Origin of the sequence: Enterobacter sp. 940_PEND (assembly GCF_001059415.1) — a bacterium.
Lineage (GTDB): Bacteria > Pseudomonadota > Gammaproteobacteria > Enterobacterales > Enterobacteriaceae > Enterobacter > Enterobacter cloacae_M.
This window is the reverse complement of sequence record NZ_JUMS01000162.1, coordinates 16,416-29,579: the sequence shown is the minus strand read 5'-3', so window position 1 is coordinate 29,579 and position 13,164 is coordinate 16,416. Positions and strand designations below refer to the sequence as shown.

Genomic DNA, 13,164 nt, shown 5'->3' with positions numbered 1-13,164 from the left:
ACGCGTCACAGCGCGTTACAGGACGAATTTGCCCTCAGTCTAAAATACGTTTCAGATACTGCTCAGCCGTACTCTCCATCTTCTCCACGTCATCTTCGGTGAGATGCAGGAAAGGACGCGCGGGCATCTTAATTTTATACGCCCCGATAGTGTTCCACTGCTCAAAGTTGGAGCGGGATTTTTTAACGAACCGGTTACCCACTGAACCATCCTTGTTCTGGCGGTACCAGGCTTTCTGGCTGCGGGCCGGAATGCTGATTTCCCCGCCCTCCTGGTGGATGCGGGCGTATTTCACATTGGTCCCGACCGTCGCCTCATCATTCGTGCTGTACTGGGTGATACTTGCCGCCAGTCGACCGCTCTTCTGGAGAATTTTACCGCCCCGGCGCTGACGGGCGTATGCCGGGCTCCATCCCATCCACGCCGGTCGACCCTGTTGCGCGAAGTTTTCTTCGACGGCATCGCCCATGGCAGCGGCCATCTCGCGCATCAGGGGGGCGCGGTTTTCCAGCTTTTTAATGAGTTCACCGAGTGAGCGCTCAAAGTCACCAATGTCATACTTGATGGCGTAACTCATGGTTTCAGCTCCAGCAGCTGCGCCGCGCGTTCAGATAACACATCACCAGGTGTGACGGTGGCACCGGCGTTCATCAGCGACAGACGCCAGCCATCGTCAGACGGCACACCACGTACCGCGCGGATGCCGTTCTGCCCGGAGAGGAGCCACACCAGAGCATCATCATCAAGCCAGACACCAGCTGGCTGACGGAGAAGAACGGGAAGCTCTGACCACATCGGGCCCGGAGCCAGCCGGACATCCTCTTCGTGAATGCTTAATGTGATCGCACCGTTAACCCCACGCTCTTCGAGGTGATTCAGCAGCTCAGGCTGGATTCCGCCAACGCGCCTCAGGTCGCCACGGGTCTTCTGCCGCACGCTGACGGTGTCGACCCAGCGACGCACATCATCGCTGACGGCATCCAGCACAGCAGGTTCGGACAGGGTTTCATGGATGGCCTGAGAGGCAATCCGGGGCGTGGTGGTTGCAGATTTATCCATAAGACGCTGTCCGAGAGAAGAGAGCCAGCCCTGACCTGGATTGTGCCCGAATCCGGCATCAGGCGTGTAAAGCTCGCCATTGAAGCGTAACGCCTTAACGTCACGGGTTTCTTTCGGTCCCCATGCCTGCTGTACCGTGACAATGTCCTGCTCCCACGATTTAACCTCAATCCCCATGCGGTCTGCATCCGCCTGAGTTCGGGCACGAATGCGGCAGCGGCAGTGGTATCCGTCAGGCGGGTACATGAACTGCCACACAGGATCGTCATAGCGGGCTGTGAAACCATTAAGTCTGGCGTGGAGTGGCCGGGTGTGCATGTCCATGACGGCCACGCGTTCCCATATGGGGCGAAACTCCGCGTTGGCCATCTGCTCCGCATAGCGACCGGCACCATACGCCGCCTGCATATTGGTTTCAAATATGGTGCGCAGACGGCGTGGTGTGAGTTGTTTACCCTCCAGAACGCCATCTTCATCGGCGACCAGCCTGGCACGGTCGGCAAGCCAGCCCTTACGGATCAACGTTGGGGTAATCTGCCGTTCGAAGTCCCGGAGCGTGCCGCCGTTAACAATATGCTCGCGCAACGATTTATGAATATCCTCAAGCACATCCTGTTTAAGGACGCCCGCCACGGTGAAACTGGTGGCGTGGGCGCGGGCTTCAATATCGTGCCAGTTAAAGCCGGTGGCGTAGCCCTTCGATTCGAAGTAGGCAATCGCTTCTTCGGGCTTTAACCCGATGGCGTACCCCAGATCAACATCAGCTTTCGGCATTGAGTCGCCCCCAGACCTCGCTGACAAACAGCGCCTGCTTTATCAGCTGTTGCAGCTGCGCATCATCCAGCTGAGGATAACTCGCAGCAATGATATCCAGTGCCTCATCAGGGCTTTGCCCCTTGCTCAGAGCCGAGACCAGCGGCGCAATCAGCTTATCCATGGCCACCGCGATGCTCTCCCCAGGCGATGTGGCGCTGTCCAGCGCATCCTGCGCAGGGTCAATAACCTCACCCGTGGTGCTCAGTGCCGTGAAATGGCGGAATACCGGCGTGGTGCTCAGCCCCACCGGAGAGGGTGCAGCAGGCGGCGTAAGCACAGCTTCGTTATCTTTTGGTACCGGAATCCCGACCTTTTTGTGTATCCATGAAGTCGGAATAGTGTCCATCCCGGCGCGTACCAGCGCGGAAACACCATTGGCGAAGGTTTCAATGCTCTCCAGCTCGCGGGTATCAAATACCAGGCGCGGCTGACGGCGCGGGCTGACGTTATAACCATTAATGGCCAGTAACATACGAATGAAGCCACGATAAAACCCTTCCAGCTGTCGGGCATCAGCGGTCAGCAGATCGTGGCGGACTTCGTTATGCACATTACCAAGGGCGTTTGTTGAGGACTTACCGTCCGCCTGTGACGTCAGCGTGCCGCCAAGAATGACTTTTGACGCGGTGCGTTCGCACCAGTTAATCATCGCCATGAAAGGATCGGACTGCCCCTCGGCGGCATCCTTAAATTCGATTTTGGTGTTGTCAGGAATAATCCCCGATGCGTTATGACCGATACTGACCAGCGCTTCCATGAGTTTATCCTGCTCATCCTGGCTGGCCCCGGACATATACGACCCGATACGCGGCGGCAGTCCGTAGATTTCCAGGAACTCAGCGAGATCGCGCACGCTGTAGTTTTTAAACAGATACGGCCAGACCAGCACGCGGTATAACCCTGACTGCGCGATATAACCTGACTTGGCGTTGTGCGTATGCACCAGCCAGCCAAACGGCCAGAGTTCTTCTCCACCCAGCGTGCCGGTGTTAAGACGCACCTCGTCCCCGGCTTCCGGCGTGGTACAGAACCAGCGATGCGGACGCAGTTTGATTTTGACGGGCAGCCACAGATTGCCGTCAAGTTCCCATTTTTCAATCTCCTGAGCGGAAAAGCCATGCCCGATAGCTTCCGCCGCGTTCAGGGTAATATCTTCCATCTCCTGAAGGTCAGCGAACCAGCTGGCCACCATCGCGGCGATCTGCTTTTCTTCCGCCGTCGCGTTCGGCGGTGGCTCGATGCTCCAGTCCAGAGTAAGCAGCGCATTCTTGCGCTTGGCCATTTCAGAAAAGATATGCCCGTCCCGCTCAACCATATCTTCGAAAAGGTCAGCCTGAGCTGCCAGGTCGCCGCGCTCTGCCGCTTCAAGCAAACGAGGAAGACGGGCAATAGTCATTCCCCGTGAGGGGTGAGTTGGCCAGTCACGCTGCAGCTCGAACGTGCGGGAGGACTGGGGGGCTTTAAGCACCTCTTTATTTAGCGGGCGACCATACTGGTCAAGAATCTGAACCATAATCAAAATCCTCCTGAAGGACCGAACCTGTCCCCGCTATGGCCACGGCGGGGAACAGCTTTAAACTCGAAATTACCAGCACCGGAAACGGCCAGCATCCAGAGCATATGCAGGGCATCAGGCCCGTCATCATGGTCAGCTTTGGGGAAATGCCGGAGCTGGTCGATAAGTGTGGTCTGGGAAGGATGCAGGCGTATCAGGCCGTTGGCCATATGTGGCTGCAGTGACTCAATGCGCAGGAGCTTATCAACCGAAGGCGTGACGGCCCTGGCAGGAACGGGGATACCCATCGCAGCGGAGCGCTTCACCAGTTCTGTGCGCAGGAACTCCTGGAACTGGACGGACTCGACCGCCCAGACCTGGCAGTTATATTCTCGCTGCAGCTCGATAACGTCAGAGATAATTTTGTCCGGCACACGCTTGCGGATACGCGCTTCAACAACATCCAGAATGCCGGTGAAGCGGTTGAAACCGCCGACCAGCAACGCAGAAGGGTCACGGCTGTTACCGTGTTTACCCAGACTGGGGTCACATGCACCATAGAAGCGCCACTCGTTAAGGCGGTTGACCCAGAAGTTAATGCAGCCGGTAAATGGCGCATCTTCGCCGCTGACGGGATCGTTCTGATATTCCGCATCAAAGGTGCTGTGGCCATCACGGGCACGGATGAGCATCAGGGCATAAAGCGGACGCGCAGCCCATGACACAACAGCTCCTTCATCCATCTCAGCCTGATGCTCACGGTAGTATGCCTGCGCCAGCATCTGACCATCTTCGTCGTTGTTGCGCAGGATCTCTTCCCATTTATCCCACAGCGACATATTGTGCGGCCAGCTGATGAGCGCTTTGAACCGGGCCCGCGTCCATAGCGGATTTTTAAGGGTGCGGGAAAGCACGGAATCGTAGTGCAGGATTGTCCCGATATACACCACATCGAACTTGGCTCCCGCGCCGCCGAGCGGCAGGACGGTTTTTTTGAGCCAGTTATCGAGCTTGTCACGCTGCTCAGGGTTACGTACCAGCTCATCGTTCTCGATATCATCGAGCACAGCCAGGTCAGGACGATACGGGCCATGGCGCAGGCCACGCAGCTTTTTGCCACTACCGGCGACCTGCACCTTAATGTCGTTGCGGGTGAGGATTGTCCCGGCCTGCCAGACGCGGCCACCGCCCGTCGCTTCAGGGAAGTCCATCAGCAGGCGGGGGTTAAACTGCAGTTCCGCCTTTATCGCCTCCAGCATCGGATAGGCCTGGTCGATGGAGTCCATAATGATGACCGGGTAATGCTTGAGCGCCAGCACAATGCACCAGATGACAAAAAGCTGACTCACGATGGTGGATTTGGCTTCACCACGGGGAGCCGCTATTGCATCGTTCTGGCTCCCCGTGGCCTGGATGATTTCAGGCAGGCGCTTGTAGAGATAGTTATGCAGCTCACTGCGGGCGGAATGGCGGACATAGTGCGGGAAATAATGCTGCACAAAGTATTCAAACCCCGTTACAGGGTCTGCAACGAGGCCGCGACGTTCAGCAATTGCCGCTGCGGAGGGGTCAAAGCCCACATCTTCGGCTTCAATGGTGCGACGAAGACTGGCGGAGAGTTCCGCCAGTTCGGCAAGGAAGTCTTTGCTGGATAATTTACTGGTTCTGGCCACTCGATTAATTCCCGTTTAACGCATCGTTAACCGCCTTTTCAAAGCTATCTCTTGTGCGGTAACAATCCCCCATGAATGAAATCTCATGGTGTTCACCATCGACGGTTGAGACAAAGCAGTAACCTGACGCGATGTATACAGATGCCACGGTACTGGCCATGACGCTGACTTTTTCGTTAACGCGGATCAATTTGTCAGCCATAATTTTTCTCCATCTCTTTACCGAAGGGCTCAAGGATCTCCACGAACGCGGCCAGGTGCTTCGGATAGTGCTCTGCGACAAACGCGCTGAGCTTCTGGATAACATCCAGCGCTACCGCCAACTGACTCACCTCCGGCAGTATTTTCTTGTTGGCTGCGACGGCTTTGTTAAATGCATCGGCAAGGCTTGCCAGAAGCTCGACGCGCTCTCCCGGAGGGAGCTGAGACTCGGTTGTGAGCAGTTCCAGCGTGGTCTGATACTGGGTCATTAACCCGGTGAGAATGGCGCGGCCAATCTCTTCAAGCCCATTCCCGGCCATAAGGTGAGCGGCGCGTAACTTATCCCAGTCATCGCCTGCGTCCTGGGCTTCCTTCTTCCAGCGGCGAGCTGTCGCAAATGCCACGCCAGCCTGAGCGGATGCGATTTCAAGCGACATCTGGCCGAAGATATAAGATCGTCGCAGTTTTTCCCGTGTTTCCTGCGGATGCGCCATATCACAGCTCCAGTTTTGCGCGGATGAGCAGAATCGCTACCGTGATGACACCGCCTGCAATTCCACCCGTAATCGCACCGGCAGACGCACCACGGCGAGCAGCATCGTCGCTGATGGTCGTGAGGCGAACATCAATCCGGCTCAGCTTGTCATTAATTCCGCCCAGAATGTCCGGGCTGACGGGGGCCTGCAGGCGGTCGAGCTGAGCGGAAATCCGGCTCAGCGTCTCCTGCTCGCTCTGGTTGATTGTCGCGCGGCGGGTTCGGCGCTTATGTCTGGCTTTCATTTGTCCTGTTTCCTGTCCAGTTTGTTATCAATGCGCTCGATAGCCGCTCGCAGCTCCCTCATCGCATCCATCATTGCGGTGTAGTTACTTTTCGCATCCTCACGGCGCTGGTATTCATCCCGGATGCGATCAACCGCCTTCTCCAGGTCGGTAATGTCTTTTTGCAGACGACGTATCCAGATGGTGCCGAAGGTTGCAGCCAGCGCCAGCGCAATCTGAAAGGCCATATCAAGAGTCATAATGTTTTTCACTTCCTGTAATACTCATTTATTGCCTGTAGCCTGCCCTCAAGGAGCTGGCACCATGCGCCGTATTCCGCTGAAAACGACACTATTCCCGTGGGGGAGAGTCCGCCACCGGTGCCTGTGGTCTGGCCGGTATGACCAGAAGTGCCGCTGGCGGTGGCTGGCAGATGCTGACCAGCGGGGAGGCTTTCGGCTCCTGGGTAGCCGAAGGCTTCCCGGAAGAGCTGCAGGCCGCCAGGGCCAATGCCGGTATAACCAGGACCATCTTTATCAAGTGCATCTTTAAGCCTCTTTTTAAGATCGCGAACAGTCTCGTCATGTGCCTTTTGCTTTTCAGCCAGCTCGCGGGTCAGCGCATCCGCTTTCTGCTGCCAGGCGTTCTGCTTATCAAGTGCAGCCTTCAGGTCAGCTGCATACTGATTCGCAGCGCTGAGCCTCTCCTGATCCCACTGCCGTTCTTTTTCACTGAAACCATCAGTCAGGCGCTGCTTCTCCTTGCTGAAGGCCAGCGCCTGAACGTCCAGCTTGTTGCCTGTGATGAAGGTGCCGAACCATATCCCGCTGCCTGTCAGAACCACGACGACGAGCAGCGGTTTCCAGCTAACCTTCAGGATTTTCAGGGCTGCTTCCCACATCGCGCACCTCTCTGGCTCGTTTTATGGACATATGCTTTGATGCCTGGCTCTGTGCCACCCATGCGCCCAGATAGGTGAGATACAGCTCACCAGGAGTTTCGGGGCGTGTAACGGTGAGCCAGACCAGCACGAAGGAACTGACCAGGAAGGCCAGAAAAACGATGGTGTCTGACGTTGAGAGACGACCGGTGGCCGGGTTCGTCACCAGATCGCGCAGAGATATTTTCATAGCGCCGCCTTAGCGACATTCAGCCGCGCCACGCGGTCAGCCTGACCTTCAGCCGGAGGGTTGATACGCCGGGTGACGGCCAGAAAATCGCCTTTGTCAGCCAGCTCGTTGCAGCCATTTGCCTTCCAGTACCAGGCAGCGCTGCGGGCTGCGTTGAGATACTCCAGTAACAAATCGGGATTCGCGATGAGGTCGAGGCCCAGCGCCTTACCGCAAAGGCGGTAATTATTGCGCAGGGTAATCTGAATCAGGCCACGTCCGCGAAAGCGCCAGCCATCGCCTGACGCTTCATTACCGTTACCACCCTGATTTGCGTAAACATAATTGGCCATTTTTTCAGGGTTACGGGTATAGCGGCGGGCAAATTCAACCTCGCTCGGCTCGATAATACGATTCTTATTGAGATCGAAGTCGCTGCGGAAAATACGCGCCACGCGCTCAGCATCTGAGTAATAGAGATTTTCACTGAGCCGACTGAAACCCGCGCTCTCATGGCCGGTTTGAGCAATAAAGGCGGCAAGTCGGGCGGGTGTATTAATTTCGAATTCAGCGGTGGCTTTACTGAATGGTTCAAACCATCGTTGCGCCATCACTGGCGAAAGGCCTGCGGCTCGCTGAAATTGTGGGAGTGTTAAAAGCATAACGCCATCCGGTTAAAAAGGGATGGCGTCAGTATTTCATCGGGTTAGGTGAATAATCAGGTGAAGGGGTTCAGTGGTTTATTCAGTCACATCTATTATTATGGGTTCATTCGATTCTGGTTCAACATCTTTTTTCACCATGTATTCCCCCTTTGCTTTAGCTTCATCAATCAATGGGAGATATCTATAAACAATTTTCCATACCTCTTCATCTTGTTTAAAGTCAAGATTGCGGCATGATTGCCTCTCATTCATAGGGTCTGTTGAGTTCATTTTATCAGGATTGGAAACCAACAAAATTTTTCTCCACGCGCAAGATTTTGTTTCGTTTTTCTTTATGAAATCAAATCCGCCAGTTTTAGAACTGCCTGTCTGATATGCAAAAGCCAAATTCCTTTGTGTCTGATAGCCGTCTTTAATCGCCGCGTTAATGAAATCATTCTCAGTCTTAATCGATTCCTGTGCTTGCTCAGGAATATTTATTTTTTTTAATTGGCCGTTGTTAGCCATGCTGTTAAAGCTAATTAAAATAAAACCAGCAGCAATCAAATATTTCATAACCATTCCTAAAAAAGTGAGTTTTGTGTTGAGGTTCCATTACTCTTTTGCGCAGCAAGAAGCTGCCACCCGAAGCGATCACTAAAACCATACTTAGGGCAAAGAAAGGTCATGGCCATAAGAGAGGATGAACCTTGTTCACGCACTTCGGCGAACTCGGCGAGAAAGCGACGGTTGCGTAATTCACGAAGGGCACGATCACAGCGGGGTAAATAGAGAACTTCGCCGCCGAAATTCTTGATGAGTAATTGGGTTTTATCATCGCCGATAGTATCGCGCAGGAGGGCTGCGCGGCTGGCCCCCATAGCGCGGAGGCCTTTACCTATCGGGAAGGTGGTGCCACCAAAAGCAGACAGGAGTTGCTCGGTAGCCGGGAAGCCTATCAGGTCAGCTATTTGTATCACTGCTGATGGCAGCAGCTCTGTTACCTGTTCCAGATTCATTATTACGCTCCCGTTTTCTTCGCCGACTCGCATCAATGCTGAGAGCCTGCATGAGTTTGGTTAACTGTTCTGTCGTCAACCACTCGATGTATTTGACGTGGAACATATGATCGCACATTTTCTCGGCATAATTCCACGGACGTTTTGCATCTGCAAGTAATGCATGAATTTTAGCAAGAATTGACTCGCGCGTATTGGCAACATTTGGGCGTCGACCGTGTTTTGCTGAGTAGCGAGGAAAGCCCTTGTCATGCATATATTCCCTGACAGCCTGCAGCTCTTCGAGGGTGCATTTAGTGGATGATGTTTTACCGTTACATAAGCGAGACAGAACACTACGGTAGGTTACATCATCCCACCCCAGATATGCCTGACCGGCTTTAATTGCCCCTATAAGGCCTCGTTTTGCTGGCGTGGACATAATATTTCTCCTGTTGGTTGCCATTATCGCAGGCACTTTATGAAGTGCCTGCTGTAATGACTACTTTAAAGGTTCCATTTTGCTGACTGATATACCACCGATTTTCCCTTCGACCCTGACAACCAGACGACCATTGCGCATATGCCAGGCTGCTGAGCGGGTTATTACAGTTTCCCGCTCCGATACACCTGGCGTCAGGTAATAATGGAACTGTGAACCAACGGGAAAGCGCTGGTTAAAGGTATTTGCTGTCAGATTTCTCAGGAGATGTCTCATCGTTTTCCTCCAGATTCGCATCGGTCGCGATAATGCTCAAAGGCCATAAGAGAAAGGCAAACCAGCAATTCTGTCGCGATAAATTAGCTAATCCCACTAATCGGACCAGAATGCATATCCAGCAACAGCCAAGTGTTAAATACATCGTCAGCAATATGATAATGAAAGCTATATCCATCACTTTATCCCCCGAAGTTTCTTGAAAGATTCAATCGCCTTTTTCATATCAGCCTGAGTACCCTTATTGCGAACTGTACGGTTGCTGGCGTCGTAATAGTTGAACCGCAGCTTAAGTGGCACCGCCAACAACTCGACAACCTGGCTGTTATCGCGGAAGAACCAGACACGGCGATTGCCGTTATCCTGGAACTGGCAGCCCGTTACGCTATGCATAACTCACCTCCGTTAATGGGTGACGCTTACGGTGGATCGCAATCGACACGCTTTCCCAGTCCTGGTAAAGGAACAGCAGCCCTAGCTCACAGGCACGATCAAACTCCCTGGTAGCGCCGGTACTCTTTTCCCAGCCGTTCAGGAGGAAAACAGCATCAGCCTGCTCAAGCATGGACAATGTAATTAGCAGGTACTGCTCATGCTGCAGGCCGTCAGGAAGAATGGCCGGGTTAAGAACGGTGAAGCCGCGCTCTTCGAGAATGCGAGCCTCAGCATTGAATTCATCGCGGTTAAAGTTGTGATAACCGGTCATCGGGCCTGCGATAAAAACAACAGGGTTACGCTGTAGTTCGCTCATGCTACCTCCTGAGTTCTATGTAAGACATTACGAATACAGCGGCAGTGTAGATATCGGATCGAACATCATCGCCAGTCGCCATGAAAAAGATGGCCAGCACTAACGCCAGGGCATAAAACAGATATTTCACATGTCCTCTCCTGCATTGCCTTTCACCAATTCCAGCAGTTCGAAATGCTCAGGGCGCATACCATTAATACTGACCTGCACGCCACAGCACCGACACGGGTTACTAACGAACTCCAGACCCCGTCGCGAACCTTTCACCGTTCGGATTGTTCCCTCCGTGCCAGCGGGCAATTTTGCCCAGCCATTAGCTGTTTCTTGCTTAAGAGCAACGGTTGCTCCGTGCCACTCATAAAGGCGTTTGGGTTGCTTAATGGCGATTGCACTCCCTCCACCATACGGCAGTGGTTTAACCAGCGCGTTTGCCCGCGCGAGCTGGACATCAAGCGCTGTAGCCAGATTGCGGACCAGCGCGGCAGACTCAGCGCAATGTAGTTCTTTTGCCAGCGCATGCCCGGCTGCTACGAGTTCTTTGACTGGCGTAGTTTCCAGTTGAGGCGAAATTTTCATTTTGTCACTCCAATCTGTTCGCATTTATTAGCTGAACTGCTTACCGCGTGATGCAGCTGCGCATTGCGGCCAGCCAGATATCCCTCGTTTTCCGCCTTATCCGTTCCCCTGGCTTTGCCGGGTTTGCGCGGCTCCAGCTTTTTCATTCCTTCACTTAATTTCCTGCTGCGGTAGCACTCCATCAGAGTTGTCTCCGCCTCCGTGACGGCGAAATCACTGACAACGGCATAAGCACCGTTGACCCAGGCGGAGCAGAAGGTATCGGCGCGGGCAACTTTTGTGGCCTGTTTGATGTTCTTGCGTAATGTGGAGAGGTAATCTCGGCGGGCTTTCGCCAGTTGCTTACCCAGGACTTCGAATGAATATGCCGCTATCTGAGGGCGTTCGTCGGGGCCGTAATAGTGTATGGTGCGTTTTGCTGGCTTGCCCCACTGCTCAGTGCCATGGCTGGTGTAAAACTTCACGCCAAAAACGCGGGCGACCATCTCTGCCAGTATTGCCATATATTCCGGCATCTTCTCAGCATGAGAGGGGGCCTTCTGGGTAGAAGCTTCATTGATATCCATCAAATCAGCATCAGCCTCAGTCAGCTTGTGGGTTTCCATCAGACGCTGAGCGCGGCGGAGGGCAAGTGCTGCTTCTTCGACGCTGGAGTTATTACGCGCCATCGCGAGCAGCTTTTTAATTCTCTGGATATATTTCTCTTTATTTTCCATTGTTCAACTCCTGAATTTGGCGTAAGCCAGCCCCTGCGGGTTTACGCCATTTTTAAAAGTGATTTAAATTACGGTTAAAATCAGTTCACGGGTTTCAGCGATTTAATATTCGCGAAATATGGCTCCTGATTTATTTCCACGACCGTGACCTTATAAAGGTCATTTGCCACATCTACCGTTCTGACTACACGGCCACCGCGTAAACCTGTGGCTGGCTGATAGATAAATGAACTGCCTTTAGGGTAAAGGGCATTGAATTCTTTAGCTTTCATACGGTACTCCCCATCCGCGATGCGCAGCGTGGCGGCAGAATTCCATACGCGAAGCCGCATAAATTGAGTTCACCTCCAGTTTTGCCAGACTGAATGCCTGCTTCCATGAATCCGCCGCCCGCTGAAACTCGCCGTTCTGTTCGGCAATGACAGCGCTGGTTGCATACGACATGAATGGGCTGCAAGGCTTGCCCGCTTTAGCACGATCAAACAGAATGGCCATCTCACACCCCCACGCCAGCGATATCGAGAGGAATTGCGCGATACTGATCGCTTTCACCAACGCGCTCATAAACACGGATATAAGAGCGGCTTCCGACAACCTGAACGGCCTCGCCGATAGCCTCCATCGCCTTGACCCAGCGAACGTCTGTAATATCGAGGCGGCGCAGGGCAAGTACAGCGCCGGTATTCACTTCACCTTCTTTTTCCGTCTGGAATGCACGGGTGATGATGGCGCGAATCTCCGGGCGGGCATTCTCGGTCCAGTCTGCCAGACATTCATCAATCAGTGATTTAGCAGCCTGCAGGCGCTCGTCAAATGCGATACGGTCCTGCATGGCACGCTGAACCTTATAGCGGCCATCATAGCTGTAGAGCGTGACGTTACCTTTTTTGCCGCCCAGGTTGACGCCGTACTGACTGGCGGAGATATCAACGAAGGCTCCGATATCGGAAAAGCCGCTAAGCTTGAACTCTGCCAGTGCAGCACTCAGGGCTATCGCTTTTTCGACGATGCTACGCACCAGATCGTCACGCATCTGGTCGGTATCTTTAATCAGACTGACAGGGGTCAGTACGCCCTTGGCGTCAATCCAGTAACCCTCTGGCGCTGTTTTTTCAGTGAATTGCTTGTTTTCAGTGGACATTTTTACTCTCCTTAAATTGACGCGCTACTTTCTTAACTGCTTCGTTAACCTTTGCCAGCACATGACCAGCCAGACCTTTACCCACTTTGTCAGCCACTTTGCTGACGATATCGCTGTCGCCGTCATCAGGGATAACCCTGCAACCGACTTCAAAACCGCGAGATTTGTCTTTTATTTCAATAACAATCTTTGCCATATATCCCTCTGCTTAATGAAGTGATTCAGACCAGACCACCCGACATCCACTTTCATCCTGATAAACGCCCTGGCGAAAGCGCCCGTGGCGGTCATTGCCTGTGATATCAAACCGAGCCAGACCCTCTTTTTTCATCCGCTCGCACCATGCATGGCGCACGATACGAATGACCGGCTGTGTGTTGCGCAGGGATACACTTTTCACCTGAACTCCCTGTGCTGACAGAAATAAAATCAGCGTTTCTGCCCGGATCAACGCAGAGATAACGCCTGCGTTGTCGGTGTTTCCTGATGTTCTGGTCATGGTTAAATC

Annotated in this window: 23 protein-coding genes; all 23 read right to left on the bottom strand. The window is 53.5% G+C overall.

The genetic code is table 11. The annotated features are described in order from the left end of the window. Positions 1-34 precede the first annotated feature (34 nt). The 23 genes from ADJ24_RS22305 to ADJ24_RS22195 all read right to left on the bottom strand — a co-directional run bounded on the left by ADJ24_RS22305 (position 35) and on the right by ADJ24_RS22195 (position 13,155). Positions 35-577, bottom strand: coding sequence for a phage virion morphogenesis protein (locus ADJ24_RS22305; protein ID WP_048703805.1), 543 nt, complete (start codon positions 575-577; stop codon positions 35-37). Beyond that, complete coding sequence (locus tag ADJ24_RS22300; RefSeq protein WP_048703801.1) at positions 574-1,833, bottom strand: phage minor head protein; 1,260 nt, start codon at positions 1,831-1,833, stop codon at positions 574-576. Before ADJ24_RS22300 ends, ADJ24_RS22305 begins: the two co-directional genes overlap by 4 nt. After that, positions 1,820-3,388 carry a DUF935 domain-containing protein gene (locus tag ADJ24_RS22295; RefSeq protein WP_048703798.1) on the bottom strand — a complete coding sequence of 523 codons (1,569 nt, stop codon included), beginning with the start codon at positions 3,386-3,388 and terminating at the stop codon, positions 1,820-1,822. The genes ADJ24_RS22300 and ADJ24_RS22295 overlap by 14 nt, the downstream gene beginning before the upstream one ends. A 2-nt stretch (positions 3,389-3,390) precedes the next feature. Next, positions 3,391-5,043, bottom strand: coding sequence for a phage terminase large subunit (gene terL / locus ADJ24_RS22290; RefSeq protein WP_047747845.1), 1,653 nt, complete (start codon positions 5,041-5,043; stop codon positions 3,391-3,393). Between the two features lie 4 nt (positions 5,044-5,047). After that, positions 5,048-5,245: a hypothetical protein gene (locus ADJ24_RS22285; protein ID WP_047747844.1), complete on the bottom strand. Its 198-nt coding sequence runs from the start codon at positions 5,243-5,245 to the stop codon at positions 5,048-5,050. Continuing rightward, entirely contained in the window at positions 5,238-5,738 is a 501-nt protein-coding gene (locus ADJ24_RS22280; RefSeq protein ID WP_047747843.1) for a DUF1804 family protein, read from the bottom strand. The genes ADJ24_RS22285 and ADJ24_RS22280 overlap by 8 nt, the downstream gene beginning before the upstream one ends. A gap of 1 nt (position 5,739) precedes the next feature. Next, on the bottom strand, positions 5,740-6,024 hold the full coding sequence (locus tag ADJ24_RS22275) for a hypothetical protein (protein WP_048703795.1): 285 nt from the start codon (positions 6,022-6,024) through the stop codon (positions 5,740-5,742). Continuing rightward, positions 6,021-6,263 carry a hypothetical protein gene (locus ADJ24_RS22270; RefSeq protein WP_000171281.1) on the bottom strand — a complete coding sequence of 81 codons (243 nt, stop codon included), beginning with the start codon at positions 6,261-6,263 and terminating at the stop codon, positions 6,021-6,023. The genes ADJ24_RS22275 and ADJ24_RS22270 overlap by 4 nt, the downstream gene beginning before the upstream one ends. Before the next feature lie 8 nt (positions 6,264-6,271). After that, entirely contained in the window at positions 6,272-6,904 is a 633-nt protein-coding gene (locus tag ADJ24_RS22265) for a hypothetical protein (RefSeq protein ID WP_048703792.1), read from the bottom strand. After that, the gene (locus tag ADJ24_RS22260; RefSeq protein ID WP_000703566.1) at positions 6,870-7,133 is read right to left on the bottom strand and encodes a DUF2644 domain-containing protein; all 264 of its coding nucleotides are present in this window, start codon (positions 7,131-7,133) and stop codon (positions 6,870-6,872) included. Before ADJ24_RS22260 ends, ADJ24_RS22265 begins: the two co-directional genes overlap by 35 nt. Continuing rightward, positions 7,130-7,774 (bottom strand): glycoside hydrolase family 19 protein, encoded by a 645-nt coding sequence (locus ADJ24_RS22255; RefSeq protein ID WP_048703789.1) that lies wholly within the window; start codon positions 7,772-7,774, stop codon positions 7,130-7,132. The genes ADJ24_RS22260 and ADJ24_RS22255 overlap by 4 nt, the downstream gene beginning before the upstream one ends. Before the next feature lie 78 nt (positions 7,775-7,852). Continuing rightward, positions 7,853-8,332, bottom strand: a complete 480-nt coding sequence (locus ADJ24_RS22250; protein WP_152681773.1) for a hypothetical protein — start codon at positions 8,330-8,332, stop codon at positions 7,853-7,855. An 8-nt stretch (positions 8,333-8,340) separates the two neighbouring features. Further along, positions 8,341-8,775 carry a Mor transcription activator family protein gene (locus ADJ24_RS22245; protein WP_048703887.1) on the bottom strand — a complete coding sequence of 145 codons (435 nt, stop codon included), beginning with the start codon at positions 8,773-8,775 and terminating at the stop codon, positions 8,341-8,343. Then, entirely contained in the window at positions 8,720-9,196 is a 477-nt protein-coding gene (locus ADJ24_RS24675) for a gp16 family protein (RefSeq protein ID WP_075204439.1), read from the bottom strand. Before ADJ24_RS24675 ends, ADJ24_RS22245 begins: the two co-directional genes overlap by 56 nt. 453 nt (positions 9,197-9,649) lie before the next feature. Further along, the gene (locus tag ADJ24_RS22235; RefSeq protein WP_048703781.1) at positions 9,650-9,865 is read right to left on the bottom strand and encodes a hypothetical protein; all 216 of its coding nucleotides are present in this window, start codon (positions 9,863-9,865) and stop codon (positions 9,650-9,652) included. Next, positions 9,858-10,223, bottom strand: coding sequence for a DUF4406 domain-containing protein (locus ADJ24_RS22230; RefSeq protein ID WP_048703778.1), 366 nt, complete (start codon positions 10,221-10,223; stop codon positions 9,858-9,860). Before ADJ24_RS22230 ends, ADJ24_RS22235 begins: the two co-directional genes overlap by 8 nt. Positions 10,224-10,349: 126 nt before the next feature. Next, a complete protein-coding gene (locus tag ADJ24_RS24855) occupies positions 10,350-10,799 on the bottom strand; it encodes a hypothetical protein (RefSeq protein ID WP_048703774.1) in 450 nt (149 codons plus the stop codon). Further along, positions 10,796-11,515 carry a DUF2786 domain-containing protein gene (locus tag ADJ24_RS22220; protein ID WP_048703771.1) on the bottom strand — a complete coding sequence of 240 codons (720 nt, stop codon included), beginning with the start codon at positions 11,513-11,515 and terminating at the stop codon, positions 10,796-10,798. Before ADJ24_RS22220 ends, ADJ24_RS24855 begins: the two co-directional genes overlap by 4 nt. A gap of 80 nt (positions 11,516-11,595) precedes the next feature. Next, positions 11,596-11,787 carry a hypothetical protein gene (locus tag ADJ24_RS22215; RefSeq protein WP_032663812.1) on the bottom strand — a complete coding sequence of 64 codons (192 nt, stop codon included), beginning with the start codon at positions 11,785-11,787 and terminating at the stop codon, positions 11,596-11,598. Continuing rightward, positions 11,777-12,010 carry an ANR family transcriptional regulator gene (locus ADJ24_RS22210; protein ID WP_048703766.1) on the bottom strand — a complete coding sequence of 78 codons (234 nt, stop codon included), beginning with the start codon at positions 12,008-12,010 and terminating at the stop codon, positions 11,777-11,779. The genes ADJ24_RS22215 and ADJ24_RS22210 overlap by 11 nt, the downstream gene beginning before the upstream one ends. Before the next feature lies 1 nt (position 12,011). Continuing rightward, entirely contained in the window at positions 12,012-12,656 is a 645-nt protein-coding gene (locus tag ADJ24_RS22205; protein ID WP_048703762.1) for a DUF3164 family protein, read from the bottom strand. Next, a complete protein-coding gene (locus ADJ24_RS22200; protein WP_048703759.1) occupies positions 12,646-12,852 on the bottom strand; it encodes a hypothetical protein in 207 nt (68 codons plus the stop codon). The genes ADJ24_RS22205 and ADJ24_RS22200 overlap by 11 nt, the downstream gene beginning before the upstream one ends. 12 nt (positions 12,853-12,864) lie before the next feature. Beyond that, a complete protein-coding gene (locus tag ADJ24_RS22195; protein WP_023311925.1) occupies positions 12,865-13,155 on the bottom strand; it encodes a hypothetical protein in 291 nt (96 codons plus the stop codon). Positions 13,156-13,164 lie beyond the last annotated feature (9 nt).

Bases quoted from the DNA above. Each gene is read 5' to 3' on its own strand.
- ADJ24_RS22200 (WP_048703759.1), bottom strand. From the start codon at position 12,852: ATGGCAAAGATTGTTATTGAAATAAAAGACAAATCTCGCGGTTTTGAA.
- ADJ24_RS24855 (WP_048703774.1), bottom strand. From the start codon at position 10,799: ATGAAAATTTCGCCTCAACTGGAAACTACGCCAGTCAAAGAACTCGTA.
- ADJ24_RS24675 (WP_075204439.1), bottom strand. From the start codon at position 9,196: ATGTCCACGCCAGCAAAACGAGGCCTTATAGGGGCAATTAAAGCCGGT.
- ADJ24_RS22295 (WP_048703798.1), bottom strand. From the start codon at position 3,388: ATGGTTCAGATTCTTGACCAGTATGGTCGCCCGCTAAATAAAGAGGTG.
- ADJ24_RS22220 (WP_048703771.1), bottom strand. From the start codon at position 11,515: ATGGAAAATAAAGAGAAATATATCCAGAGAATTAAAAAGCTGCTCGCG.
- ADJ24_RS22300 (WP_048703801.1), bottom strand. From the start codon at position 1,833: ATGCCGAAAGCTGATGTTGATCTGGGGTACGCCATCGGGTTAAAGCCC.
- ADJ24_RS22255 (WP_048703789.1), bottom strand. From the start codon at position 7,774: ATGCTTTTAACACTCCCACAATTTCAGCGAGCCGCAGGCCTTTCGCCA.
- ADJ24_RS22260 (WP_000703566.1), bottom strand. From the start codon at position 7,133: ATGAAAATATCTCTGCGCGATCTGGTGACGAACCCGGCCACCGGTCGT.
- ADJ24_RS22265 (WP_048703792.1), bottom strand. From the start codon at position 6,904: ATGTGGGAAGCAGCCCTGAAAATCCTGAAGGTTAGCTGGAAACCGCTG.
- ADJ24_RS22275 (WP_048703795.1), bottom strand. From the start codon at position 6,024: ATGAAAGCCAGACATAAGCGCCGAACCCGCCGCGCGACAATCAACCAG.
- ADJ24_RS22195 (WP_023311925.1), bottom strand. From the start codon at position 13,155: ATGACCAGAACATCAGGAAACACCGACAACGCAGGCGTTATCTCTGCG.
- ADJ24_RS22215 (WP_032663812.1), bottom strand. From the start codon at position 11,787: ATGAAAGCTAAAGAATTCAATGCCCTTTACCCTAAAGGCAGTTCATTT.
- ADJ24_RS22205 (WP_048703762.1), bottom strand. From the start codon at position 12,656: ATGTCCACTGAAAACAAGCAATTCACTGAAAAAACAGCGCCAGAGGGT.
- ADJ24_RS22270 (WP_000171281.1), bottom strand. From the start codon at position 6,263: ATGACTCTTGATATGGCCTTTCAGATTGCGCTGGCGCTGGCTGCAACC.
- ADJ24_RS22245 (WP_048703887.1), bottom strand. From the start codon at position 8,775: ATGAATCTGGAACAGGTAACAGAGCTGCTGCCATCAGCAGTGATACAA.
- ADJ24_RS22235 (WP_048703781.1), bottom strand. From the start codon at position 9,865: ATGCATAGCGTAACGGGCTGCCAGTTCCAGGATAACGGCAATCGCCGT.
- ADJ24_RS22230 (WP_048703778.1), bottom strand. From the start codon at position 10,223: ATGAGCGAACTACAGCGTAACCCTGTTGTTTTTATCGCAGGCCCGATG.
- ADJ24_RS22280 (WP_047747843.1), bottom strand. From the start codon at position 5,738: ATGGCGCATCCGCAGGAAACACGGGAAAAACTGCGACGATCTTATATC.
- ADJ24_RS22305 (WP_048703805.1), bottom strand. From the start codon at position 577: ATGAGTTACGCCATCAAGTATGACATTGGTGACTTTGAGCGCTCACTC.
- ADJ24_RS22250 (WP_152681773.1), bottom strand. From the start codon at position 8,332: ATGAAATATTTGATTGCTGCTGGTTTTATTTTAATTAGCTTTAACAGC.
- ADJ24_RS22210 (WP_048703766.1), bottom strand. From the start codon at position 12,010: ATGGCCATTCTGTTTGATCGTGCTAAAGCGGGCAAGCCTTGCAGCCCA.
- ADJ24_RS22285 (WP_047747844.1), bottom strand. From the start codon at position 5,245: ATGGCTGACAAATTGATCCGCGTTAACGAAAAAGTCAGCGTCATGGCC.